This is a genomic window from Paenibacillus cineris, from assembly GCF_018333335.1.
Taxonomy (GTDB): Bacteria; Bacillota; Bacilli; order Paenibacillales; family Paenibacillaceae; genus Paenibacillus_AQ; species Paenibacillus_AQ favisporus.
In genome coordinates, this window is record NZ_BORU01000003.1 from 515,693 (window position 1) to 538,219 (window position 22,527).

At 54.4% G+C, this 22,527-nt stretch carries 23 protein-coding genes; 6 read left to right on the plus strand and 17 right to left on the minus strand.

Going from position 1 to position 22,527, the window contains the following annotated elements:
• Positions 1-19 precede the first annotated feature (19 nt).
• Entirely contained in the window at positions 20-613 is a 594-nt protein-coding gene (locus KI379_RS26570; RefSeq protein ID WP_076176782.1) for a hypothetical protein, read from the plus strand.
• 383 nt (positions 614-996) lie between these two features.
• Here the strand turns inward: KI379_RS26570 and corA are convergent, their stop codons facing one another.
• The 4 genes from corA to KI379_RS26590 form a co-directional block, all read right to left on the minus strand.
• Positions 997-1,956 carry a magnesium/cobalt transporter CorA gene (gene corA, locus KI379_RS26575; protein ID WP_076176783.1) on the minus strand — a complete coding sequence of 320 codons (960 nt, stop codon included), beginning with the start codon at positions 1,954-1,956 and terminating at the stop codon, positions 997-999.
• 220 nt (positions 1,957-2,176) lie between these two features.
• Positions 2,177-3,166 carry an inorganic phosphate transporter gene (locus tag KI379_RS26580; protein WP_076176784.1) on the minus strand — a complete coding sequence of 330 codons (990 nt, stop codon included), beginning with the start codon at positions 3,164-3,166 and terminating at the stop codon, positions 2,177-2,179.
• A 16-nt stretch (positions 3,167-3,182) separates the two neighbouring features.
• Entirely contained in the window at positions 3,183-3,797 is a 615-nt protein-coding gene (locus tag KI379_RS26585) for a DUF47 domain-containing protein (protein ID WP_076176785.1), read from the minus strand.
• Between the two features lie 229 nt (positions 3,798-4,026).
• The gene (locus KI379_RS26590; RefSeq protein ID WP_212985484.1) at positions 4,027-5,139 is read right to left on the minus strand and encodes a DUF3048 domain-containing protein; all 1,113 of its coding nucleotides are present in this window, start codon (positions 5,137-5,139) and stop codon (positions 4,027-4,029) included.
• Positions 5,140-5,620: 481 nt separating this feature from the next.
• Between KI379_RS26590 and KI379_RS26595 the strand changes: the two genes are divergently transcribed.
• Positions 5,621-6,166, plus strand: coding sequence for a DoxX family protein (locus KI379_RS26595; RefSeq protein WP_076176787.1), 546 nt, complete (start codon positions 5,621-5,623; stop codon positions 6,164-6,166).
• Between the two features lie 239 nt (positions 6,167-6,405).
• Here KI379_RS26595 and KI379_RS26600 read toward each other — a convergent pair whose 3' ends face one another.
• From KI379_RS26600 to KI379_RS26610, 3 genes are all read right to left on the minus strand, one after another.
• Complete coding sequence (locus tag KI379_RS26600; protein ID WP_212985485.1) at positions 6,406-7,188, minus strand: DODA-type extradiol aromatic ring-opening family dioxygenase; 783 nt, start codon at positions 7,186-7,188, stop codon at positions 6,406-6,408.
• Positions 7,189-7,368: 180 nt separating this feature from the next.
• Positions 7,369-8,199 (minus strand): alpha/beta hydrolase, encoded by an 831-nt coding sequence (locus KI379_RS26605; protein ID WP_076176789.1) that lies wholly within the window; start codon positions 8,197-8,199, stop codon positions 7,369-7,371.
• Positions 8,200-8,320: 121 nt separating this feature from the next.
• Positions 8,321-8,797: a hypothetical protein gene (locus KI379_RS26610; RefSeq protein ID WP_212985486.1), complete on the minus strand. Its 477-nt coding sequence runs from the start codon at positions 8,795-8,797 to the stop codon at positions 8,321-8,323.
• Positions 8,798-9,056: 259 nt separating this feature from the next.
• Between KI379_RS26610 and KI379_RS34270 the strand changes: the two genes are divergently transcribed.
• Together KI379_RS34270 and KI379_RS26615 are read left to right on the plus strand one after the other, a co-directional pair.
• The gene (locus tag KI379_RS34270; protein ID WP_280518786.1) at positions 9,057-9,179 is read left to right on the plus strand and encodes a hypothetical protein; all 123 of its coding nucleotides are present in this window, start codon (positions 9,057-9,059) and stop codon (positions 9,177-9,179) included.
• 80 nt (positions 9,180-9,259) lie between these two features.
• A complete protein-coding gene (locus KI379_RS26615; RefSeq protein WP_076176791.1) occupies positions 9,260-9,925 on the plus strand; it encodes a DUF1129 family protein in 666 nt (221 codons plus the stop codon).
• A gap of 168 nt (positions 9,926-10,093) precedes the next feature.
• Here KI379_RS26615 and KI379_RS26620 read toward each other — a convergent pair whose 3' ends face one another.
• A complete protein-coding gene (locus tag KI379_RS26620) occupies positions 10,094-11,305 on the minus strand; it encodes a chromate transporter (RefSeq protein WP_212985487.1) in 1,212 nt (403 codons plus the stop codon).
• Between the two features lie 280 nt (positions 11,306-11,585).
• Between KI379_RS26620 and KI379_RS26625 the strand changes: the two genes are divergently transcribed.
• Positions 11,586-12,527 carry a hypothetical protein gene (locus tag KI379_RS26625; protein ID WP_212985488.1) on the plus strand — a complete coding sequence of 314 codons (942 nt, stop codon included), beginning with the start codon at positions 11,586-11,588 and terminating at the stop codon, positions 12,525-12,527.
• A 246-nt stretch (positions 12,528-12,773) separates the two neighbouring features.
• Here the strand turns inward: KI379_RS26625 and ilvA are convergent, their stop codons facing one another.
• The 9 genes from ilvA to KI379_RS26670 all read right to left on the minus strand — a co-directional run bounded on the left by ilvA (position 12,774) and on the right by KI379_RS26670 (position 21,893).
• On the minus strand, positions 12,774-14,006 hold the full coding sequence (ilvA, locus tag KI379_RS26630) for a threonine ammonia-lyase IlvA (protein WP_234489521.1): 1,233 nt from the start codon (positions 14,004-14,006) through the stop codon (positions 12,774-12,776).
• Between the two features lie 432 nt (positions 14,007-14,438).
• On the minus strand, positions 14,439-15,926 hold the full coding sequence (locus tag KI379_RS26635; RefSeq protein WP_212985489.1) for a PH domain-containing protein: 1,488 nt from the start codon (positions 15,924-15,926) through the stop codon (positions 14,439-14,441).
• Positions 15,916-16,380 carry a PH domain-containing protein gene (locus tag KI379_RS26640; RefSeq protein WP_212985490.1) on the minus strand — a complete coding sequence of 155 codons (465 nt, stop codon included), beginning with the start codon at positions 16,378-16,380 and terminating at the stop codon, positions 15,916-15,918. The genes KI379_RS26635 and KI379_RS26640 overlap by 11 nt, the downstream gene beginning before the upstream one ends.
• Complete coding sequence (locus KI379_RS26645) at positions 16,377-17,009, minus strand: TetR/AcrR family transcriptional regulator (protein ID WP_212985491.1); 633 nt, start codon at positions 17,007-17,009, stop codon at positions 16,377-16,379. Before KI379_RS26645 ends, KI379_RS26640 begins: the two co-directional genes overlap by 4 nt.
• A 566-nt stretch (positions 17,010-17,575) precedes the next feature.
• Complete coding sequence (locus tag KI379_RS26650; RefSeq protein WP_076176797.1) at positions 17,576-18,133, minus strand: flavodoxin family protein; 558 nt, start codon at positions 18,131-18,133, stop codon at positions 17,576-17,578.
• A 43-nt stretch (positions 18,134-18,176) separates the two neighbouring features.
• Positions 18,177-18,725 (minus strand): hypothetical protein, encoded by a 549-nt coding sequence (locus KI379_RS26655; protein ID WP_212985492.1) that lies wholly within the window; start codon positions 18,723-18,725, stop codon positions 18,177-18,179.
• A gap of 54 nt (positions 18,726-18,779) precedes the next feature.
• Positions 18,780-19,280: a GerAB/ArcD/ProY family transporter gene (locus tag KI379_RS26660; RefSeq protein WP_212985493.1), complete on the minus strand. Its 501-nt coding sequence runs from the start codon at positions 19,278-19,280 to the stop codon at positions 18,780-18,782.
• A gap of 18 nt (positions 19,281-19,298) precedes the next feature.
• A complete protein-coding gene (locus KI379_RS26665; protein ID WP_076176799.1) occupies positions 19,299-20,453 on the minus strand; it encodes a Ger(x)C family spore germination protein in 1,155 nt (384 codons plus the stop codon).
• A gap of 9 nt (positions 20,454-20,462) precedes the next feature.
• A complete protein-coding gene (locus KI379_RS26670; RefSeq protein ID WP_212985494.1) occupies positions 20,463-21,893 on the minus strand; it encodes a spore germination protein in 1,431 nt (476 codons plus the stop codon).
• 167 nt (positions 21,894-22,060) lie between these two features.
• Between KI379_RS26670 and KI379_RS26675 the strand changes: the two genes are divergently transcribed.
• Entirely contained in the window at positions 22,061-22,486 is a 426-nt protein-coding gene (locus tag KI379_RS26675; protein WP_076176801.1) for a VOC family protein, read from the plus strand.
• Positions 22,487-22,527 lie beyond the last annotated feature (41 nt).

Here is a 22,527-nt window from a genome sequence, read left to right on the forward strand (position 1 = left end):
CAAAAAGGAAAGTGATATCATGCCTGAGCATTACTACCATAAGTCAAAGGCAAAGCCCAAAGCTGACCACCGCTCGCTGAACGAATTTGCCTCCCCATATCCACCGTCCCCGTATCCCGGCATTCAAGGCTATCCGGACTTTGGAGCACCCGGCGGATTACCCGGAGGCGCTCCCGGGTTTGCGCCTTATTACGGACCTGAAGGGTTGGCAGGTACGGCGGAGATCATCCCGCCAGTATCCGCAGCCGCCTCGGCTGCTCCCGCGGCCGCCGCAGCCGCAGCCGCCGCACCGGTCGCTGCCGCAGCCGAAACCGCCAAAACCGGCTTCTCCCTCGCCCAGCTCGGCGACCTCAAGGGACTGATCGATCGGGTGGGCGGCATCGACGGCATTGTGAACTCCGTCGGCAAATTCCAGAAGGTGATGACCGGTATGCAGCAGATTGCCCCGATGTTTAAACTGTTCGCGGGTCTCGGTAAAGGCAAAACCAACAGCAGCAATGATGGCGAGTACAGACCGCGCCGGAGAAAGAAGTCCAAGAAATCGTCTTCCAAGAAAAAATCGTCTTCGAAGAAGAGCACGTCGAAAAAAACATCCAAGAAGAAGCGCAGCTGACGCTTAAAAATCCACTACCATTGCCGTTTAAGTGTCGAACGAAGCCTTCGTTGGTGCGATGAGCCGGTGTCATGAACCGGTGCCATATCGTACCTCTTGCCCTATCGTACTCACCATTCACAGTATCGATACCCTCATGTCGCCCATTTTACCGGAAGAATAACGATGATTCCCTCTTCGCCACCATATCATGCCCAAAGAACATACAAGCGCCAGGTCCCGGCTCAGAAGTCTCTCCACTTCCGTGCTTGGCCTGGCGCATTCCGTTCTTCCATACGTTCTCTTGTCCTGCCGCCCGTTCTACTTTATCCTGCTCTTGGCCGATTGCCCCGTTCTACCCTGCCACACTCTTGGCCTGACGCAATCCCAGATAGTCCTTCCCCCTATTTGAACCATCCGCGCTTCGTGAACCACAGCACCATGCCCGCCCCCAGCAAGAACATGAGCAGCATGACGGCGGGGTAGCCGTACTTCCAGTTGAGTTCGGGCATATTGACGAAGTTCATGCCATAGATGCCGGCGATGAGCGTCAGCGGCATGAAGATGACGGTAATGACCGTCAGCGTCTTCATGATCGCGTTTGCCCGGTTGGAGTTGAGCGAGATGTAGCTGTCTCGCAGGTCGGCAGTCATTTCGCGGTCGGCCTCGATCATGTCGGTCAGCTTGAGCAGATGGTCGTAAATATCGGCAAAATACACTTTGTGCTCGCTGTTGTTCTGGACATGCTGGGAGTTGACGACCCGGTACAGCAGATCGCGCATCGGCACGATCGTCCGCCGCAGCTTCAGCAGCCGGCCGCGCAGGTCGAACACCTGGTTCATCAGTTCCTCGACCGACTCTTTGCCGCCGCGGTTCTCCAGGTCGGCCAGCTCATCCTCGATTTTGTACAAACTCGGAAAATAGCGGTCCACCAGGTGGTCCATGATCGTATAGGCGCAGGATACCGGGCCGCGCGCCCAGATTTTGCGGTCATGGGCATGCTGGAGGATCTGCTCCCAGGCGTCGTCGACGACCGGCAGCTCTTTGAGATGAAAGGACACGAGCAGGTCGTGCCCGAGGAAAAGGTCCACCTCATCCACCCCGAGCGTATCGGGATCGAGCGCATGCAGAACGAAGAACTGCAGATCCTCGTACATATCCAGCTTCGGCCGCTGCAGCACATGCATACAGTCCTCGACCGCCAGCGGGTGAAAATGAAAATACGTATGTAAAAGGGCGGATTCCTCTTCGGTCGGACCGTTAAAATCCACCCACATCCAGGCATAGTCCTCCATCCGGGCTTCTTCCAGCGAAATTCCCGTCAGCACCTCATGGGTATGGGTAATGGCAAGCGTGCGTATCATCGGCGTTCAGCGAAACTCCCCTCTAGCGGCTTATGTTCCGGCTCCAGCGGAAGCGGAGCACTTCTATATGTATGTTCTGATCTATCTTAGTATTGTACAGCATCCGTTCGAACGAAGTCACGCCGGCGATGTTTTTGCGCAACAAAAAAGCCAACCCTTTGACGATTGGCCCCCACTCTACTCCAAATGTGTACATCTATATATATGAGATTAACCAAGATTAGAAAAAGATTTTAAAGATAATGCCCGCCAGCACCGCTGAAATCGGAATGGTAATGAACCAGGTGATGACGATTCTTCCGGCCAGCGACCATTTCACTTCGGAAAAGCGCTTCGCGCTGCCCACGCCTAAGATCGCAGACGTAATTGCGTGCGTCGTACTGACTGGCAGGTGCAGGAGCGTTGCCGTGAAGATGACGGAAGCGGACGAGAAGTCTGCCGCAAAGCCGTTGATCGGCTCGATTTTGAAAATTTTCGTGCCCATCGTCTTGATAATTTTCCAGCCGCCGATGGACGTGCCGAGCGCCATGGAGGTCGCCGCAGCGATTTTAACCCAGAGCGGAACTTCGAGCGTCTCCAGCCGGCCCGATGTTACCAGCGCCAGGGTGATGATCCCCATCGCCTTCTGCGCATCGTTGGTGCCGTGCGTGAACGACTGCAGCGCCGCCGTAATGATCTGCATAAACCGGAAGCCTTTATTGACCGTATGCGGACTGCGTTTGGCAAAGATCCACTTCAGAATCGTCATGACGATATAGCCGATCACAAATGCGATTAGAGGGGATAACAGCAAGCCTTCCACAATTTCCGTAAAGCCGCTCCACTTGATATGGCTTGAGCCTGCTCCGACGTAAACCGCTCCGGCCAGCGCACCGATGAGTGCGTGTGACGAGGAGGACGGAATGCCGAGCCACCAGGTGACCAGGTTCCAAATGATCGCCGCCAGCAGCGTGGCTATGACGACTTCGAGCCCGTTATTCAGCGTCGAGGGGTCGGTGACACTGCCGCCGATTTTCTTCGCGACGCCCGTAAACATAATCGCGCCGACAAAGTTCATGACCGCCGCCAGAAGGATCGCCGTCCGCGGCTTCAGCGCCCGTGTCGATACGGACGTGGCAATCGCGTTCGCGGTATCGTGGAAACCGTTGATGAAGTCAAACGCCAGCGCCAGAATGATGACTATGGTAAGTACAAATAATGATGTCTCCATGTGTCTCCAAAACCCCTTACGAGTTGCTCATAATGATCGATTCCAGCATGTTGGCCACGTCTTCGCAAGCGTCGGTGGTCGTCTCAAGGCGTTCGTAAATTTCCTTGCGCTTGATCAGCTCGATCGGATCGGTCACTTTCGCAAACAGCTCTTTAATACAAATGCGAAGCAGCTCGTCGCCCTGGTTCTCCAGGTCGTTCAGGCGGATCGTATATTCACGCATGGCCAGCAGCTTCTTCTGGGACAGCAGGTGGATCGCTTTCTGAATTTCATAAGCCGACTGACGGAGAATTTCCGCGAATTGCACGATATACTCATCCGGATCCGGGAGATGGTACATGTCGAAACGGGAAGCGCAGGCCTCCAGCCCGTCCATCACATCATCCATGGTGGTTGTCAGGTCCATGATGTCGTCACGTTCGATGGGCGTAATGAATGTCTTGTTGAGTTCTGTAATAATCGTGTGCGTGTAATCGTCACATTGCGACTCGAATCTCTTCATTTCGTTGGCAAAAACAAGCACATCTTGCAGATTGTCCACATGCTGGGCGAAATAATCGGCAGCCTGCACAATCGTATCGGCCATATTCTCCAGGGTTTGGAAAAATATGTCCTTTTTCTTCAATCTCATACGATAACCCCTTTACATAAGTTTGCATAAACACCGCAAAAACATGAGAATGACAACCCTTGTTATCTTATCAATCCGTCCTACGGTTTGTAAAGATAAGCGGCTTTCAATTTTAATGCAATGTAAACTCGCTGCCGAATTTATATATTAAACTTACCCATTCCCTGCCAAAATATCCGGTGGAATGACAATTCCCGCAAGGATTCGCCATCCTTTCCCTATTTTTCCGTCATTTGAGAAGCTGAAGATGGCTGTCGAAAGATGGCGCATTCGGCACGATGTTAAAATACGTGGTTCCCGGGTAGAGCGGCACCTCTTGTCCGTCTTTTACAAAGCGGATGACATCCCCTTTGGCGCGCACCCACTTGCCCTCCAGCACCTTGCCCCGCTGCAGCAGCACGGCCTTCCCGCCGGAAGATACATCGATGTCCAGTCGGCCCACATCGTCCAGCACCTTCTGGTCGGCTCCCAGCACGATGACGTTCGCCGCGGTCAGCTGCTCGTTGTTGTTCAGGTCGATATGCGGCTTGCCGTTAATGAAGCGCTGATAGAGCTTGGTGGCGGTATCATATTTATAGGAAACTTTATAGCTCTGGAGCAAAAAGGTGACGTCGACGCCCGCAGCGTCCTCGCCCTCGGGAACGCTTTCGTCCGCCGGATCATGAAAAGGATACGACTTCAGCTCCACATGCTCCGCGTATCCGCGCTTGTCCGCTCCCTCGCGCAGCTTATCCGCGCTCGAATACAGATTGTGCGGCGCCTTGCGGCTCTTGTCGCGCCAGAAATACGGCCCGGCGTTGCTGATCTCGTCCAGGTCCTCCTTGTGCTGGCGCTGGATGATCGCGTAGGCGTCGTTGCTGCCCCCGGCGTGCACCAGCACGCCGCCGTAGCTCTCGCCCAGATCGATCAGATACGGGCGGATGCTGCGGATCGGCCCGATCGTCTCCTCGGCGCCCCGGCTCTGGAAGATGCCGATCAGCCGCGTGATCCCGCCCTCAGCCAGCACTTCATAGACGATGTCGGCCTGGCTCAGGCCCGACTGCGGCCGTGCCGCCGGCGCGTTGTTGATCATCACCGCCAGCGGCCGCTTGTCTGCCGGCTGCTCCACCGGCAGCCCCGTCAGCGGCGCCGTATAGGTGGCCGGCTCCTGCTCCGCCGCTTCCGGCGGGGCGGTCTCCTCCGGCGCCGGCTCGTCCTGCGCCGGCTCCTGCTCCCCGGCGGCGGGCGGCTGCGGCGCCTCCGCCGCTTTCTCGGTGCAGGCGGCCAAGAGCGCGCCGCTCAGCGTCAGGCACAGCAGCGTGCCTGCCAGCCTCCTCCAGCCTGTACTCCACGTATCGTTCATTCGCTTGGATTCATCCCTTCATCGTAAACTCCCGGTCATCCCCTGCTGTCTTCGTGCGGCTCGTCCACACATGCTTTCCTTCCATTTAATCACAAAAGGGCGGCATCTGTCTGTGTTTTCAGGCAGATTGGCGGGCCGACGGACTCGCATTAGCAGGCGTTTGATCCTGATTCCAAGCAGATTGACGGACCACATTGCAGCGGACTACAGGCATAACTTGAGAGACACGCGAGGGATTGTACTCCGAGACGGTTACACTGAAGGTTATTAATTCTTTCGACTGCTAAAACATCCCGTTTTTCGTATAAATCCAGCTTAGCGTCCGAAGCTTAAACATAACTGAAATCTTTTTTCGTATTTTGTTGGATGTGTGATGTATATCACAGTTATTGTGAAATATTTCACTTATAATAAAGACATCAAAGATGATCATCTTCCAAAAGCAACATAACCTAAAGAAAATAAAGGAGTGGAACAAATCATGTTCAACCATTGGCTTAGAAATCACAAAGTAGCAAGCTGGCTGCTGACCGTCGTCCGGATCTACCTGGGGTACAGCTGGATCAAAGGCGGTATCGAGAAACTGACCGGAGGCTTTGATGCCGGCGGATTCCTGCAGGGGGCGATTGCCAAGAGTACCGGTGATCACCCGGCCGTTCAAGGCTGGTGGGCCGCCTTCCTGGAACACGCGGCCCTGCCGGGCGTCAAATTCTTCAACGTCCTGATCCCGCTCGGCGAAACGCTGGTCGGCTTGGGGCTGATCCTCGGCACCTTCACCACCTTCGCCGCCCTGATGGGTATGGTGATGAACGCAGCGTTCCTCTTCTCGGGAACCGTAAGCACCAACGCGCAAATGCTGCTGCTTGAAATGTTCATCGTCGTCGCTGCCGCCAACGCCGGCCGGATCGGTCTGGACCGCTGGGTACTGCCTTACCTCCGCGGCTTGTTCCACCGGCATCATGACGGCATGGATCCCACGCCGGCACCCGCACCAGGCATGAATGGCAAGAGCAAGGGCGCCGCTTAACTTCAGGAGCAAGCGGACGGCCCGCAACCAGCACCGTCCACTCGGCTGAAGCGCGAATCCCGCGAAGGCCGGATGGATGGATGCGGACCGCCGCTTTCCCCATATACTGTTTTTGAACGTTCCCCCGTTCAAACAAGAAACGAGCCGGCAAGGATGCCGGCTCGTTTATATTTTACAGGACTTTCGGTGCTCGCCGGTCCACTTCAATATGCAATCTTGCTGCCAGCCTTCCGATCGGTTCAAGACCCGCCGAACATCCAGCAGTTCAGGCTGAGGCTTCCATATTGGTACGTCTGGATCAGCCGTTTGGCCTTCGCCTCGTCGCTTGCTGCGCCCATCGCGTAAAACAGCGGGGCAAAATGCTCGGTCCCGTAGGACGGAACGGCTTCGCGCGCATGCGGTGCTTTTTTGTCGTAGTTAAACAGCTCTTTCAGGTTCCAGGTCTCCAGATTCCGTGCAATCCATTCGTCGAATTCGACCGCCCAGGCTTCCGGTTCATCCGTCTGGCTGATCAGCCGCAAGTTATGAACGAGGCCGCCGCTGCCGATGATCAGAACGTTGTCCTGACGCAGCTCCTTCAGCATCGCGCCAATGGCGTACTGCTCCTCAGGTGACCGCCGTGAATCCACGGACAGCTCGATGACCGGGATGTCCGCGTTCGGGTACATTTTGCTCAGGATGACCCAGGCGCCATGGTCCAGGCCGCGTCCCAGAACGGGCTCGTAATGCAGGTTGCCTGCTTCGAACAGGCAGGCGATTCTTTGGGTGACGGCTGCCGACCCCTTAGCCGGGTAGCGGAGCTCGTACATCGCTTCAGGAAATCCGTAAAAGTCATGCATCGTATCGTGAGATTCGTCCACTGTCATCGATTGCTCAGGACTGTCCCAATGTGCCGAGAAGACGACGATGGCTTCCGGGGCAGGCAGCTCCCGTCCCAGTGACTCCAAAAACCGCGAGTACTCGTGATCCTCCAAAGCGAGCATGGGTGAACCGTGGGCTACAAATAGTGCTGGTAATGTCATCGATGTCAACCTCCACACGCCAGTATACGTTGCTGTTTCTATTGTACCGTGTATGCAGAGAGATTTCCAATTTCCGCCCGAACATACGGTCCGCCCGCCTGCCTTGGATCGCCGCCTCGCCTCGTTATCCACGCCTACCCTGCCTGGTGTCTGCCTGGGATAACTGAACCTCGTAACGTTCTAGATCATCCAATGCTGCCATTCCTGTTGAACGGCTTCCTGGTCGTTCAGCCACTCCTTCGTGCAGTGGATCACCTGTCTGCGGTGAGGTCCCGAGGAATACGTATGGTCCGCCTGGAAAATGATCTCCTTGTCGCAGCGCCCCTCGTTGCGCATCCAGAACACCTTTTGATACAGGAATGCATAGTCCACCGGGATGGTGTCGTCCGACGTTCCATGGATGATGAGCACGTCGCCGCCGAACTTCACCGCTTCCTGCAGCGGCTGATACTGGCCGAGCGAGTCGAAGAATCCCGGGGTGAAGTCATAACCCAGGTAATCCGAGTACCCGGATTTCACCGCGGTATCGTACACGTCTCTGCCGGTGATTTTCAAAATATCGCTGAGCGGATATCCGACAGACGACCACAGCACCAGGCTCTTGACGCGGCGGTCGCGGACAGCCGTCAGGATGGCCACCACGCCTCCCAGGCTGTGCCCAATCAAGGTGACGCGCGTCGGATCGACATCCACGCAGCTCATGCCGTAATCGAGCACCGTCCGGGTCTGGGCGATCATCGACTCCAGCCCTTCCATCCCGTAGCTCCCGCTGCTCTCGCCGCATCCGGCATAGTCAAAGCGCAGCACCATGTATCCTTCCCGTGCCAGCTCGCGCGCGGTCTTCACGAACAGCCGGTCCACGCCGATCCGGCTCCCGACGAACCCGTGGCAGATGATCACCAGCGGGACGCGGTCCTTGCTCCGGCCTTCCTTGCCTTCCTGTTTCACCGGATAATGCAGGCTCGCCGCCAGCTCCTCCTGTTCGTGCCGGATCGTAATATTCCGCTCCATTCTAACTCCCCCGTCCCCGTAAAATTTATATATTGATAATTCCGATAAGTTTAATGTGATATCGGAATTTATCTTATCACCGCGGGGTGGAGAGTGTCAATTGAAAAAGCGGCTTATGCCTCTATTCGTAACTTCGGCGGAACATCGAATGGGTTTCCTCCCGGCCTTCCCAATCGGTCAGCAGGCTGTTCTCCGGACTTACTTCCAGCACGTTCTGCGGATGCCAGCTGCCGCGCTCCTCTTTGGACTCGGGTTCATTCAGCCAGCCGTAACCTTCGATCGGCTCCTCGGCCATTTCGCTCGTGAATTCGCCCGCCGTCCGAGGCCCGATTCCGTTATCTTCGGCTGCCGGACCTACGCGCCGCATGCCGCTGCCGACATCGACCGGGCCAACGCCGCGAAGCTCTTGATCGCTGATGCGATTTGCTTGCCCTGCCTGCTCCCCGGATACAGACGGCTGCCCGCCTTCTTCTCCCTTTGTCCGCGCCTGTTCGGCCGCTGCTTCGGACCCGTTCAGTGACCCCAGCGCGGCCATTTCCACGATCCATCCTCTGCTCTTACTGTCCCACACATATTTCTGCTTAAAGTTGTCGCTCACGACAAGGTCACCCCCTGGTCAGATTAAATTTTTGATGCATATTGACCTATTGTCACGCGCAGCCGTGCGGATTATTCGGGGGTCGTTAAATGTTCACAAAATTGAGGGAGACGGGAGACTACTGCTGGGCTGTGGAGCGTCGCTGTGGAGCGTTGCTATGGACCATCGCTGCGCCTCATATCCCCCTTGCCTGCATGGAAAACAGACGCGCGGCAGAAACTAGGTCTACTTATCATTTTTGCGAGAGGATGGATCATCCATGTGGGACCATGTCATGACGTTTGCCCAGGAAAAGCCGCTGTCGATCATCCTGATCGTCTGCGTCATTATCGCCATTATTTATGTGGCGGTGCACTATGAAATGCTCTTTTTCAAGGAATAGAGGGGCGGTATCCCTTGAAGGCTGCCTTGCAAACGGCCGGGGCTGTTCCTATACTTGTGGTATATGGAGGAGCGTACAGAATGACGATCAAGCAAATGATTCAAGAAAATAACAGGCTGCGCGAACGCATGACCCCGGCGAACCGGGATTACGTGGAGGATGTCATCATCGCGGTGCGCAGCACCCGGGCCGACCGGCAGCAGGCCGAGAAGAAGCTGCTCGAAGTGGCTTCGGACGTGCTGAAGGCCCAGGAAGCCGGCCGCACGGCATCCCAGCTGTATGGCGAAGATCCGGCGGCCTGTGCCCGCAGCATCGCGGATGCGCTGCCGAAGCGTAAAGCCATCGAGGGAGCCGCTTATTACATCATGATTCCTTGGGCGGCGTTCACATTTCTGTTTTTGGTTGAGGCGGTGTTTGGACTGGTCGCCGAATGGAGCGGCTATGCAGGGGAACCGATCAATCGGATCAGCCTGCTGGCGCTGATCGTGTTGGCCGCAGGCTCGATTCTGCTGACCGAGCTCGTCACCAAGACCCTGAATAAACCGGGCAGCGATGAGGGCTCCAGCAAGCCCAAGATCGATTTAAAGGCGATCGGAGTGTACTTGATTATCCTGATCATCGTCATGATCATCGGGTTCTCGATGCGGACCATGCTGCCGGTCTTCACTGTCAACCCATGGGTAAGCCTGGTGATCGGATTGGTTGGGCTGGCCGGGCTGCGTTTTATCTTTCTAAGAAGAGGCTGATTCGGCAAACGAGGTTGGCTGGACAAAGCGCCTTGGCCCCATGTTTGCGGATAGCCCGAACATAGTGAAAATCCCCTTTAAGCAGGCAGGTGCTGAATGGCAGCGCTGCGCTTGCTCGAAGGGGATTTTTCGTTTTTGGCTATATATACGGCTGCCTCTAAGATCCACTCATATCCATCCGATAATCATTCCGGCTAACGCACCGGCAAGAACGACAACCCAAGGCGGGAGCTTCCAGAAGACAAGCAGGATAAATAACAATAGAGCCAAGGCAAAATCAACCGGTGCCGTAACAGCCGTCGTCCAGATCGGAACATAGAATGCCGCTAACAAGATGCCGACCACGGCAGCGTTAATGCCAATTAGCGCACCTTGCACCCTAGGGCTGTTACGGAGGCCGTTCCAGAACGGCAGCGCTCCGGCAACCAGCAAAAAAGCAGGCAGGAAAATCGCCACTGTCGCTACAATTGCACCTGTGATTCCGCCGGCCATCGCCCCGAGGTACCCTGCAAAAGTAAACAGCGGTCCGGGAACGGCCTGCGCCGCCCCATAGCCGGCAAGGAAGTCTTCCGGATTCACCCACCCCGTCGGCACAACCTCGCGCTCCAGCAAAGGCAGTACGACATGTCCGCCGCCAAACACCAATGACCCCGAGCGGTAGAAGCTGTCGAACAGGGCCAGCCATTGGATGTCAAACGTTTGTCTTAGGAGCGGCAGCGCAGCGAGCAGGCCGAAAAACAGAACAAGACAGCCGATCGCGAAAGGTTTGCCCACCGGCATCCGCAGACTTTGGCTGCCAGGATCCGGACCCTTTTTGTACAGCCACAGTCCTAGTATTCCAGCTGCGGCAATGATGAGCACTTGAGTATAGGCTGTCGGCCATAGTAACACAAGGGCAGCAGCGCCAACGGCGATCGTGACCCGGGATCGATCCGGGGTCAGCTTTTGGCCCATGCCCAGCACAGCCTGAGCGACAATAGCGACAGCCACGATTTTAAGCCCATGTATCCAGCCTGCATTCGCGATATCGAAACCTTGAAGCAATAAGGCGAACAGAACCAACACGATCACGGAAGGCAGCGTAAAGCCTAACCAGGCCATCACACCGCCCCACAGGCCCGCCCGGAGGATGCCAATCCCGATTCCGACCTGGCTGCTTGCCGGACCCGGCAAGAACTGGCAGAGGGCCACAAGGTCCGCATAGGCTTTTTCGTCAATCCACTTCCTGCGCCGGACGTATTCGTCATGGAAGTAACCCAGGTGGGCAATCGGACCGCCAAAGGAGGTCAGGCCTAATTTAGTGGAGACGCGAAGCACCTCCCAGAGTGAGCCTGATTTTGCATTAGTAGCTTCTAAGGTTTGTTGTGGTTCAGGGTTCAAGCCAATCGCTCCCTAACGTTATTTATACGGTGCTTGCTGCCGGCAAATCAAATCCATCATAAACGTTATATGTTGTATGTAGATTAATGGAGTATCAAAAAATTCAAAACACGTGAGTAAAAATACGAATCCCTGATATTTAGTTCTACGGAATACTGTGAAATTCCCCTGTCACCAAAATCAATCGCTAAAAGTTTACAAGTCGGAAACAAGTTGAGATCAAAGCGAAACAACCTTCGGGTAATATGTTCATATACCAAACAGGAGGTTGAACACACCTATGAAAAAAACAGTTACCGCGGCCACAGCCGCTGCCCTTATGATTGCCCTCACCCTGCAAACTGGAGCCGGAGCGGTTCATGCCGCCACTGCGCAGCCTGCCGCTACCAAATCGGCAGTTTCTGCCGCCGTCTCGGCCAAAACGAAGCACGCCAACGCCATTTACAACCACATGATGGAGCTGCTGAAGAAACCGGCGAAGCAGGCGGAAGCACTTGCATACATGGAGAAAAACATGTATCAAGTAACGCCGTATCAAGCGATGCTAATGGCTCTCAAGATGGAGAATGCCGAAAACGCCAATCTGGAAGCATGGAACCAGAAATTTTACAAAGACAATGTACAGCGCAGCCTCATGAAGCTGATGAAGCAAGGCGACGACCTGACTTCCCTGATCAATAAGACGAGCGACAAAAACCTGAAAACCCTCTTCAAAGGCGCCCGCGACAGCGGCTATCGTCTCGAAACGGCTGAAGGCATGTTCTACCTGGTGCTGGACTACCCGCGTTTCCAGAAGGTTCGCCCTTACGTAACCAACGATATCAAGAGCTATATCGATATCATGACGGCGGAGACGAAAAACCGCTTTGCCAACGACGCGGCGCTGTCGATCAGCTGGCAGGAAGTTATCAAGCGTGCCCAGACCCAGGAAGCATTCGTAAAGTCGTATCCGAAATCCAACCGTGTGACCCAGGTCAAAGCGCAGTACCAGCTGTACCTGTCCATCAGCATGAACGGCCTCAACAACACGCCGATGTTCGACTATGACAGCAAGAAAATCGATCCGAAGGCCAAAGCCGCGCTGGAAGCTGCCGTCAGCAAAGGAAACCCGGCCACGAGCGGCTACCTGAAACGCATCAAGGGATTCCTTGACGTCGTGAACAAAAACAAAGACACCCTGACGCCGGAAGTCCGGAACTACATCAATTCCGCGCTGAAATAATGCCGTTCGTTCATCAGACGAAACTTTTATCGGCTGAATCATCAACCGGATAAAAAATCGTCTATCGACGTACATTCTCCGAAACTGATCCTTTGTCATAATTAAAAATAGAAAAGGGAGACCGCTGCGATGGTTGCAGGGTCTCCCTTTTTGTAGTTTGGGCGGGCGAAAGCGGATTGCTTCCACGTTGGCATGGTGCACCAAGGGGCGAGAATATCAGCATCCGCTGCCGGGGATCGGCCGCTATTAAATCAGCATGTTATACAGGCTGGAATCCTTGTTCAGCTCCGTATATTTGAGACCTTTCCGGTTCATGCGCTCGATGAGCGGCTCATAATCCTCGCGGCTGTTCAGCTCGATGCCGACGAGCGCCGGTCCGTTCTCTTTGTTGTGCTTTTTCGTATACTCAAAGTTGGTGATGTCATCTCCCGGCCCGAGCACGTCTTCCAGAAATTCGCGGAGCGCGCCGGAGCGCTGCGGGAAATTGATCATAAAATAGTGCTTAATGCCTTCGTACATAAGCGAGCGCTCCTTGATTTCCTGCATCCGGTCGATGTCGTTGTTGCCGCCGCTGATGATGCAGACGACCGTCTTGCCGCGGATTTCATCCCGGTACAGGTCCAGCGCCGCGACCGGCAGCGAGCCTGCGGGCTCAACGACGATTGCATTTTCGTTGTAGAGCTCCAGGATGGCCGTGCAGGCTTTGCCTTCCGGCACTTTGACGACGTCGTCCAGCAGGCGGGAGCAGATGTCGTACGGGGTGTCGCCCACCCTTTTCACGGCTGCTCCGTCGACGAACTTGTCGATCTCATCCAAGGTGACAACGCCCTGCTGAGCCAGCGCCTCGCTCATCGATGCTGCGCCTTCCGGCTCGACGCCGATCACTTTGGTCGCGGGACTGACCGTCTTGATGTACGTCGCCACGCCTGCCGCCAGTCCGCCGCCGCCGATGGTGACAAACACATGATCTGCAGCCGAATCCAGGCTTTCCATCACTTCCATCGCAATCGTGCCGTTCCCTGCAATGATCTTAGGCTCGTCAAACGGATGGATAAACGTCATGCCCTCGCGGTCGCAGGCCTTGATCGCCTCTGCGTAGGCGTCGTCGAACGTGTCTCCGGTCAGAATGACTTCCACGTTGCTGCCGCCAAAGCGCTTGACCTGCTTCACCTTCTGGTTCGGGGTCGTACTTGGCATGTAGATTTTCCCGTGAATATTCAGCGCATGGCAGGAAAAGGCCACACCCTGCGCATGGTTGCCTGCACTCGCGCACACGATTCCCTTCGCCATCTCCTCCGGCGACAGGCTGCGGATCATATTGTAGGCCCCGCGGATCTTGAAGGAACGCACGACCTGCAGATCCTCCCTTTTCAAAAACACGTTGCATTCGTATCTCGCCGACAGGACCGGGTCCCGCTGCAGCGGCGTCCGTACGATAACCTCCCGCAGCACGTGGTGTGCCCGGACGATATCTTCCATGCTGACGGTGCGGGGCTTGTCTGCCGCGCTTTCTCTCTCAGCGTTCACGACAGTGACTCCTTCGGCGCCAGCTGAAGGCTGGGCCTGCGTTTCCTTACCGGTATCTTTCATCTCTTGTTCTCTCCTCACTCCGCTAACCCTCTTTTTAAACGGACGTTTTTATATTACTCAGTAACTTAACGCTTTTGCGGCTTTTTTTCAAGAGGCTCTCTTCCGGCGGGCGCCTATTTTTGAAGATTATAGAATTTATAAAATTCAGCGAAGCTGAACCATTCTATAATCGCAAGAAAAACTTCAGCTAACCGCGGTCTGTCTTCTTTGAAAGTACGTCGATAGACGTTTTTCTTATGGCGTTTTTCCCTAATTGCGCCAACCTTCGGTTTGATCGTAAAAAAAAGCCTCCCACCCGCTTCGCAGTGGAAAGGCTAACAGCTACTGTTTTCCGGAAAGCCAATCGGTGAGCATGTCGACATCGGAGGCCGAGGCATGCCGCAGCGAAACTTTGTCTCCGGATTTACCGGACGCTACCGCCACTTTCAGCGTGGCCAGCTCTTTTCCCGCCTGGAATGGAGTCTGCGAGGTTTTGTGCCACTGTACCTTGGAGATCGGGATCAGCACGGTTTTCTCGGAAAAGCTCCCATAGCGGATGTGAAGCTGGTTCTCCTCCCGGCTCCAGGCCGCCCTCCGGTATTCCATTGATGACGCTGCCCAGGCAAAGAGGGGAAGAACCCATGCAAGCCACCGCCACACGCCGGGCGCGAGCAACCAGGCGGCTGCCGCCAGAATGATACAGATGAGAACAGGCAGCACGGTGTAAGAACGGTAAGATTTACGGCCGACCGGGTTCCAGGTCTGCGGCAGGCGGAAGCCGGGCAGAAACGCTGCCATCCGCAGAGGAAGCTCGTCATAACGGACAAGCGGAAACAAATCGACGGCCTTTTTCTCCTCATCCGAGCTGCCTGCGATGACCATTCGAACCGAGGCCCGGCGAAGCAGCTTGTGCAGCGGGTTCTGGGTGATGCGGATCGCCTGAATCCGGTGCGGCTTGATGACGGTTCTTTTTCTTTCCAAAATGCCCCGCTCGATGGTTAACGTACGGCCCTCGGCCTCAACCCGAAAGCCGTACTCCAGTAAGAAGGCGCCTGCAAACGCGAGCAGCCAGGAAAGGATCGCAAGGATGAAGATGAGTCCCGGGATTCCGAAGACCATCAGCCGCGGGGACAGCTGATCCCATACCGGCGTATCCCTCACCCATTCATCCCACAGCTTCAAGCCTCCCCCTACGATCACCATCCAGAGGATCGAGAATTTGCCGCTCGTTGTGCTTAGAATCAGCGTTTGGCCCAGTGACAGCCGCATACTGTTCAGGGGAGTAGCGTTCGGCTGTTCAGCGTGAACGAGGGAATCGCCGGACGGTTCGGACGCCGCTTTCTCCGGGTTTGCCATGCCGATCTCTCGCTGAATCCGGGCGGCTTCCGCGGCAGAAATCGAACTGAGCACGGCCTCCGGCTCTTCTTCACCCCCGGACGTCTCCATTTCCAGGCGAACGAGCCCGAACATTCGATCATACAGGCTGACTGTGATATTCAGAGACTGAATGCGTTCCTTGGTGATCCATAGTTTTCGGCGGACCCACAGCCCGTGTTCCATATAAAGGACGCCGTCCTCCACCCGGTACACAAAACGGCGCCAGCGCAGCCAAGCGAACACGATCAGCATGACCGCAGCCGCCGCAATCACGCAAGCGGTCAGCACGATGCGGTCGATCTCTTTTCCAAATACGCGATGGATCAGAAAAATACAGAATGGAATTAAAGGCAGCAAGCCCGCCAATTCCTTCCCGGAATGAATCAGAAAGTACAGAATGGATACGGGATGCAGCCGCCGGTTGGCCGGCAAGGGTCCTGGATTAGAGTTCACCGTCCGTCCCTCCTGCCCAATCCGAAATCTGCTTGCGAATATTCTCAGCTTCTTGCTCTGACAATGCAGGAATGCGATGGCTGCCGGCTGCGGTGGAGAATGTGACGGTGGACAGTCCATAGATCTTCTGGATCGGCCCTTGCTTGGAATCCACATGCTGAATACGCACCATCGGGATTAACGTTTTCCTGCGCACCCAGACGCCGTGATTCAGCTCTACGTTCTTTTCCGTAATCTCATATCGCCAGAACCGGTACAGCAAACCGGGCAGCACCGCCAGCTCAAGCACGATGAACAGCAGAACCGCGGCCGCACTCCATCCCGCAATCCATACGGGCCAGCTGTAAGCCATTGTCAGCCATAGAAGCGCGATAATCAGTACGACACTGATCGCGCTGGCTATCCACCCTTCCATTCTTCGCGCTTTCACCGCCCTCGGATCGATCCGTTTCATGACTGCTCTCCTCCTTCCGCAGACGAATCCGCTGGATGAGAGGGGCGGTGGACGGCCGATAGAAACAGGTCGGCAAGTTCCGCCGCGTATCCCGAAAGGTCCAGGCCGGGATTGACGAGCAGCTGGCTTGCGACGCCGTCAATGGCGCTGCGGATTGCCGCTGCAGTCACACGGGCGGAGCGTTCGGTAAACGGCTTGAACTCCCCGGCCTCCTGCCCCCATCGCAATATTTCGATAAGTGGCTCCAGGATCAAGTCATCGGCGGCTCCTCCGAACCGAAGCTTTCCGTCCGCCGTGCGCGCATTCGTGACAACTTCCGTTAAAGCTACGATATAATCACGGTGCCCGCCCATAAATTCCAGGTTCGATTCGATATAGGCCTTCAACATATCGCTAGGTGTCGTTTGTCCCTCGACTCGTGGAGACATGAAGCGTGCTCCGGCATCAAAGACCTCATGGACGATTTGCTCCATTAACTCATCCTTGCTGGCGAAGTGGTAGGTGAACACGCCTTTGCTTACACTGGCGCGCTTGACGATTTGTCCCACCGAGGCCTGGGCGTAACCAAGCTCGGCAATCGTATGGATCGCGACCTCCACGATTTGCTGCCTTCTCTTCGATTGTTCCATTGACTCCCCCGCCCCCTATTGGAGTTCAGCTGCTTCGTAGATTCTAACAAATCGTACGACTGTACTAATTAGTTTAGTACGGGTGTACTAAGCTGTCAATGTCAAAACGGTTGAGGCAGTATGGAACCGCCAGAAAATTGGTGACTGGGGCAACTGAGGGCCTATACAGCTTGAAGACCTCACTATCATGATGCATGAAATGTGTGTATTTGCTTTGATGGGTAAGCATAAAAAAAGCCCACCTTAAATGGGCCTTTTCTAAGTCTTTTATTCTCAGGTTAAACGTTACGTTAGCTCAGATGATGCGAATGAACATTTCGTTTGGTGAAGTACTAACCTTCGGGATTTTCCTGGTAGCGTTACTCACTTACATCGATAAACGAAAATAACCCACTCTTAAGGTCGGCACCTAAGTGGGTTATTTTCAAGGTCAAGCTTGATCCTGGAGGGAAATCCCACTCAAGATGTTTGTGCTAGGGAGTAGCCTGGGCCGGCTGCTCCTTATTTATTGTTATCTTAGCATACGGCAAGATATACCACAAGCTATGCAAATTGAAAAATATGACTTATTCTTGCACCTGCCGGATCAGACGGTCCCGGAGCTCATCCGCCAGCTTGATCGACGGAGTATCATGGATAACTGTCCCAGGCCGATTCCCCTCGCCCAGGATATAGCCCCCAAACTTTGTTCCGAAAAAGCCGAAAATATGCTGAAACTGCTGGATCAGCGGCAGTCCTTTCAGCTGTGGATCGTCGCCGCCGACCGCAATCACATAAGCGGTTTTGGACTTCATCGATTCCCGGAAATGCGGACGCTGATCGTCCCTGAGCGTTTGGGACCAGCGATCGATAAAGTTTTTCATATGGCCCGACATGCCGTACCAATACACCGGCGTGGCAAAAATCACAGTATCCGCGGCCAGCACGCGGTCAATCAGCGCGTTGTAATCGTCGCCTACATCCTGAAACCCCTGCTCGGTATGTCGAAGATCCTCAATCGGTTGAACGGTATACTCTTTCAGCACAATCCGGTCCACGCCGGCAAATCCCCGGACGACCCGCTCGGTCAGAAGCTCCGTATTCCCGTCTGGACGCGTACCCCCATAAATGACAGTGATGCTCATCGTATTTTTCACTCCTTGACGTTTAAAATGGAGCTGTCCGCATTCAGGTCTGCTCACTCCACCATTTTTTTGACCGTAATCTTAACATGGCCACGATCCCATAATACAACGGAATCAGCTCGATAAATATCCACACCAGCACCGTAATAAAGGAGAAATAATGCTTCTGGTAGGCAGACAAGTGGTAGGCGTAATAAAACGCAATCCCCGCCGAAACGAGCGTCAGCGAAGGGACGATGATTCCCTCTCCTCTACCTTTCGTAAAATAGGACATGCACTTGGTCCCGGCATATATCAAAAAGGAGCAATGGATCAGCATCGAAGCCGTCCATACCCCGATCATAAATGGGGCGGAGTTTTCCAACAGGCCATCGTCTATTTTACCTCGGATAATTTCGAGGAATGGATATTGGATCTGCTTGGCATAATGCGGACTGAAATTAAGCAGCGTAAACATCCAGCCTGACAACAAGACGAAGGAATTTCCAACCGATGCAACCGCCAGCTTGGCGAACGTCCCTTTGCCGAATGTAAATTCCGGAGCAAGAAACAGAAAGACCACCCACTCGCTCACGACCGAAAACGTAGCCATTGTGTTGCTGAAAAAAGTAGGCAGGTCAAAATAATGAAAAAAAGCCGGAAGCATCTACACACTGGCGTTTTCAGCATAAAAATAGGTGATCAGCAGCGTGGTTGCAAAGATCAGCAAAAAAAGGCCATCCGACATGTAGACAAGCGTTCTTGCCCCCAACCGGACGACGTAGAGGATCACGAGGCTGATAATGAGCTGGATGAACCAGGGCGGGGTTCCTTTCAAGTAATTGGTACCGAAAAACAAGACGAAGCTTTGGATATCGTAGGAGGCGTAGTACACCGTCCATGCAAGCAGCATAACAACGAAGGCTCCATGTATCCCTTTACCCATGATTCGGTTTCCGAAGGTGACCCAGGAGGAAGCCGGCTGAAGCTTGCCGACATAGACCACATAGAACAAAATGATGAAGCCCAGGAGGGACCCGAACACGATGCCCGCAATTCCTTGATAGCTTGACGTGGATACCAGCTCTGGAATAAGGAAGATGGACGCCTGGGAGTTAAAATAGACAAAGGCAAATCGGGCCAACCTCCAGTTGTTGTTTGAAGTCATTTCGCCTCGCTCCCCTTCTCAATATTCTTTCCCGTAATCGTCCAGGCTCAGCTTGGTAACTACGCGTACCTCGGCATCCTTCTTATAGTGTTCCGGCCATTTGCCTTTCACCTGCTGCCAGTACTGCGGGGCGTTCCACTCCAGAAGAAACCCGAGCTGAAGCACATCAGCTCCGATTTGTTGAGAGTAGGCAATGCTCTTCCGGAAGTCTTCGGAGACGGTTTCTCTCATTTGATTCATGATGGTCCCACTGACGTCCTTCACGAAGCGGTGAGAAGCGTCCTTTTTGGCTATGATGCTGGCCCTGCCTTTGAGATGAACCGTGAAAACCGGGCCGTTTGGGGTCATTTTGACCGAAGTTTTGCCGTTCGTATAAGTGAATTTAAGATCCGCTTTGCTCTTGCCGTGATCCCATTGAACGGAATAAATCGGAAATTTGAGATGCCCATAGGCCCATGCGATGGTTTTGGCTTCTTCATAGGGGAGCGTGCCTTTCAATCGGCCTTGCTGAAACAAAGCTGCCCCCTTAATTCCCGTCCACGTTTCGCTTTTATGAGCATCGGCGGCGGAATGGATCTTGTCGTTCTGCAATAAGGTGGCGGCGTATCCCAAGCCGGCAGCGTCCGCGACGAGACAGTCCTTGATGGTCGTATTCAGCATATAACCTTGGGTGGCGAAGCTTAGCAGCACCGTGGTGGGCAGCTGTTCAAAAATCGGCGTCAGGTGTGCGGCATCATCCAGCTTACCGGAAGCAACTAACAAGTATGCCCCGATCGGGACATCGGGTTCCCTCTTGATCCATTCCAGAAGATCGCCGATGCCCTGCTCGCCGTATTGCTCGCTGATCATCACGACTTTGATTTCGGAAAGGCTGAGCTGGCGCGACAAATCTTTGTGGATATATTCCAGCGCCTTGCCGATGCTCGTGGATTGCTTGGTGATCAAGGAGTAGGGCTTATCCTTGCCGCCTCCCCCGCCGCTTAACTGGTCCGAATCCAGGCGGTTGGTCAGAGGGGTGCTGATCGAGACCTTCACCGTTCCGGGTTCTTCGCCGACATCGACAAACACCCCGTTTACGAAAATACGCTGATCCAGCTCGACTTTGGACCAGCATCCAGTGATGCTGCACAACAAGATTACCATCAGCCCAATTTTCATAAGTGTCGTTTTCATAGGAATCGATTATCTCCTCCGATGCCGGATTCCCGAAAAGGCGCTGCTGCGTTTGTTCATCAGAGGTGATGACAGCCGCAACAGCGTATCTTTCCAATCGGACAGGACGAGCGGTGCGACCGGCTGCAAATATGGGGCCCCGAAGGACCTTAAGTGCACCAAATGCGCGTACAGAACAAAAGTACCTGCGAATATGCCGATCAGCCCCATCGAACCGCCCAAAATGAGAAACGGGAAACGGAGCATCCGAAAGATAAGCCCCAGCTCCAGATGGGGAATGATATAAGAGGCCACCCCTGTGATCGAAACGACGATGACCATGGGAGCGGAGACGATGCCTGCCTGAACGGCGGCTTGGCCGATGACGATCCCCCCGATGATCGAGACCGTCTGGCCGACAGGCTTCGGAATTCTCATGCCCGCCTCCCGCAGCGCTTCAAAGGTCAGCTCCATCAGCAGCGCTTCCGTTAATGCCGAGAACGGGATGCGTTCACGGGCGGATGCGATCGTAATCAGCAGATGAGCCGGAAGGACTTGAGGGTGGAACGTCGTAATCGCTACGTATAATGAAGGCAATAAGATCGACAGCAGTGAAAAAGCGAATCGGACCGTGCGAATCCAGCTGGCTGCAAAGGGACTCTGAAAATAATCCTCCGAGGCCTGCAATAACGAAAACAAGGTGACCGGAGCGATCACAGCATTAGGTGCCCCATCCATCAAAATGCAGACGCGCCCCTCGAGCAAAGAGGCTGCAACGGCATCAGGCCGCTCCGTATATTGAAATATCGGAAACGGCGTGGAGCTTTCCTTGAAATGCTCCACTACATAACCAATACCGAAAATCCCATCGATGGATAGGCTTTGCAGCTTGCTGTCGATTTCGGCTAACACTTCGTTTTTGGGCAGGCCCTCGATATAAACCACATAAACCAACGTGTTGGTATAGTCGCCGATTGTATATTCCTTCATCTTCAGCTTCGGATGCCGGATCTTATGGCGCAGCAGGGACAGGTTGCTCTGAATATCCTCGATAAAAGCCTCTTGCGGACCCGTAACGACCAATTCGTTTTGCGATTCCGCAATCGATCTTTTCTGGTACTGTACGGTGTCAAAATAGTAAAAATCGTCCGTTTGATCCACATGCAGGACGGCCTTCCCTTGTACGACCAGGACGGATGCCTCTTCTGGGCCGGAAATGGAATGATAGACGATCGGAAACGCGTTTCCTTGCTGCAGGTTACGGCGAAAAGCATCCCAACTCCCCGTCCGGCTTTCGGCCAGCAAAAAACGGGCGATGTTCTTTTGAAGCATCGCTTGGTCTACAATGGAAGGTATATAAAATAACGTACAAGTTCTACCGTCAATGAGAAATGGCTGGCAAACCAGATCCGGGGAATCCTTCAGCTGCTGTTTGAGGATATCCAGTGCGGTTCCCTTCATAGTTCTCACCTCTTGTGTACGATGATCGGTTCTCATATCATGCCGGAAATGAAGTCAAATTATTCCTTAATGATGACAATCAAGCTGTCACCAATACATTGCTATAATCAAAAGTACCAGCCGAAGACATTGCACACACTTTAATCCAAGAAGGAGGATGTAACACGATGAAGCCGAGTATATCCGTTTTGACCCTGGGGGTAGACGACTTGGAAAGGGCGCTGGCCTTTTACCGGGATGGCCTGGGGCTGCCTACGGAAGGCATTATTGGAACAGAGTTTGAGCACGGCGCGGTCGCGTTCTTTGACCTTCAGGCCGGGGTGAAGCTGGCTGTCTGGAAAAGGGACGACCTCGTCCACGACGCCAACATCGAGCGCACGGCCCCCAGCAGTGCGGAGTTTACGATCGGCCACAACGTTACCAGCAAGGAAGAGGTCGATCAAGTGATGGAACAGGCGCGTCAGGCGGGAGCTACCATCACCTCCCCTGCGCACGATACGTTCTGGGGAGGGTACTCCGGTTATTTTCAGGATCCCGACGGGCACCTGTGGGAAATCGTCTGGAATCCCGCTTGGGAGTTTCCGGCGGAGTAAAGAGAACGAAATTCCAACGCAACAAAAAAAGGCTGCCGGGA

What these genes read in the sequence shown, in the direction of transcription:
- KI379_RS26570 (WP_076176782.1), top strand. Translation starts at nt 20, where the DNA reads ATGCCTGAGCATTACTACCATAAGTCAAAGGCAAAGCCCAAAGCTGAC.
- corA (WP_076176783.1), bottom strand. Translation starts at nt 1,956, where the DNA reads ATGATACGCACGCTTGCCATTACCCATACCCATGAGGTGCTGACGGGA.
- KI379_RS26580 (WP_076176784.1), bottom strand. Translation starts at nt 3,166, where the DNA reads ATGGAGACATCATTATTTGTACTTACCATAGTCATCATTCTGGCGCTG.
- KI379_RS26585 (WP_076176785.1), bottom strand. Translation starts at nt 3,797, where the DNA reads ATGAGATTGAAGAAAAAGGACATATTTTTCCAAACCCTGGAGAATATG.
- KI379_RS26590 (WP_212985484.1), bottom strand. Translation starts at nt 5,139, where the DNA reads ATGAACGATACGTGGAGTACAGGCTGGAGGAGGCTGGCAGGCACGCTG.
- KI379_RS26595 (WP_076176787.1), top strand. Translation starts at nt 5,621, where the DNA reads ATGTTCAACCATTGGCTTAGAAATCACAAAGTAGCAAGCTGGCTGCTG.
- KI379_RS26600 (WP_212985485.1), bottom strand. Translation starts at nt 7,188, where the DNA reads ATGACATTACCAGCACTATTTGTAGCCCACGGTTCACCCATGCTCGCT.
- KI379_RS26605 (WP_076176789.1), bottom strand. Translation starts at nt 8,199, where the DNA reads ATGGAGCGGAATATTACGATCCGGCACGAACAGGAGGAGCTGGCGGCG.
- KI379_RS34270 (WP_280518786.1), top strand. Translation starts at nt 9,057, where the DNA reads ATGTGGGACCATGTCATGACGTTTGCCCAGGAAAAGCCGCTGTCGATC.
- KI379_RS26615 (WP_076176791.1), top strand. Translation starts at nt 9,260, where the DNA reads ATGACGATCAAGCAAATGATTCAAGAAAATAACAGGCTGCGCGAACGC.
- KI379_RS26625 (WP_212985488.1), top strand. Translation starts at nt 11,586, where the DNA reads ATGAAAAAAACAGTTACCGCGGCCACAGCCGCTGCCCTTATGATTGCC.
- ilvA (WP_234489521.1), bottom strand. Translation starts at nt 14,006, where the DNA reads ATGGAAGATATCGTCCGGGCACACCACGTGCTGCGGGAGGTTATCGTA.
- KI379_RS26640 (WP_212985490.1), bottom strand. Translation starts at nt 16,380, where the DNA reads ATGAAACGGATCGATCCGAGGGCGGTGAAAGCGCGAAGAATGGAAGGG.
- KI379_RS26645 (WP_212985491.1), bottom strand. Translation starts at nt 17,009, where the DNA reads ATGGAACAATCGAAGAGAAGGCAGCAAATCGTGGAGGTCGCGATCCAT.
- KI379_RS26650 (WP_076176797.1), bottom strand. Translation starts at nt 18,133, where the DNA reads ATGAGCATCACTGTCATTTATGGGGGTACGCGTCCAGACGGGAATACG.
- KI379_RS26655 (WP_212985492.1), bottom strand. Translation starts at nt 18,725, where the DNA reads ATGGCTACGTTTTCGGTCGTGAGCGAGTGGGTGGTCTTTCTGTTTCTT.
- KI379_RS26660 (WP_212985493.1), bottom strand. Translation starts at nt 19,280, where the DNA reads ATGACTTCAAACAACAACTGGAGGTTGGCCCGATTTGCCTTTGTCTAT.
- KI379_RS26665 (WP_076176799.1), bottom strand. Translation starts at nt 20,453, where the DNA reads ATGAAAACGACACTTATGAAAATTGGGCTGATGGTAATCTTGTTGTGC.
- KI379_RS26670 (WP_212985494.1), bottom strand. Translation starts at nt 21,893, where the DNA reads ATGAAGGGAACCGCACTGGATATCCTCAAACAGCAGCTGAAGGATTCC.
- KI379_RS26675 (WP_076176801.1), top strand. Translation starts at nt 22,061, where the DNA reads ATGAAGCCGAGTATATCCGTTTTGACCCTGGGGGTAGACGACTTGGAA.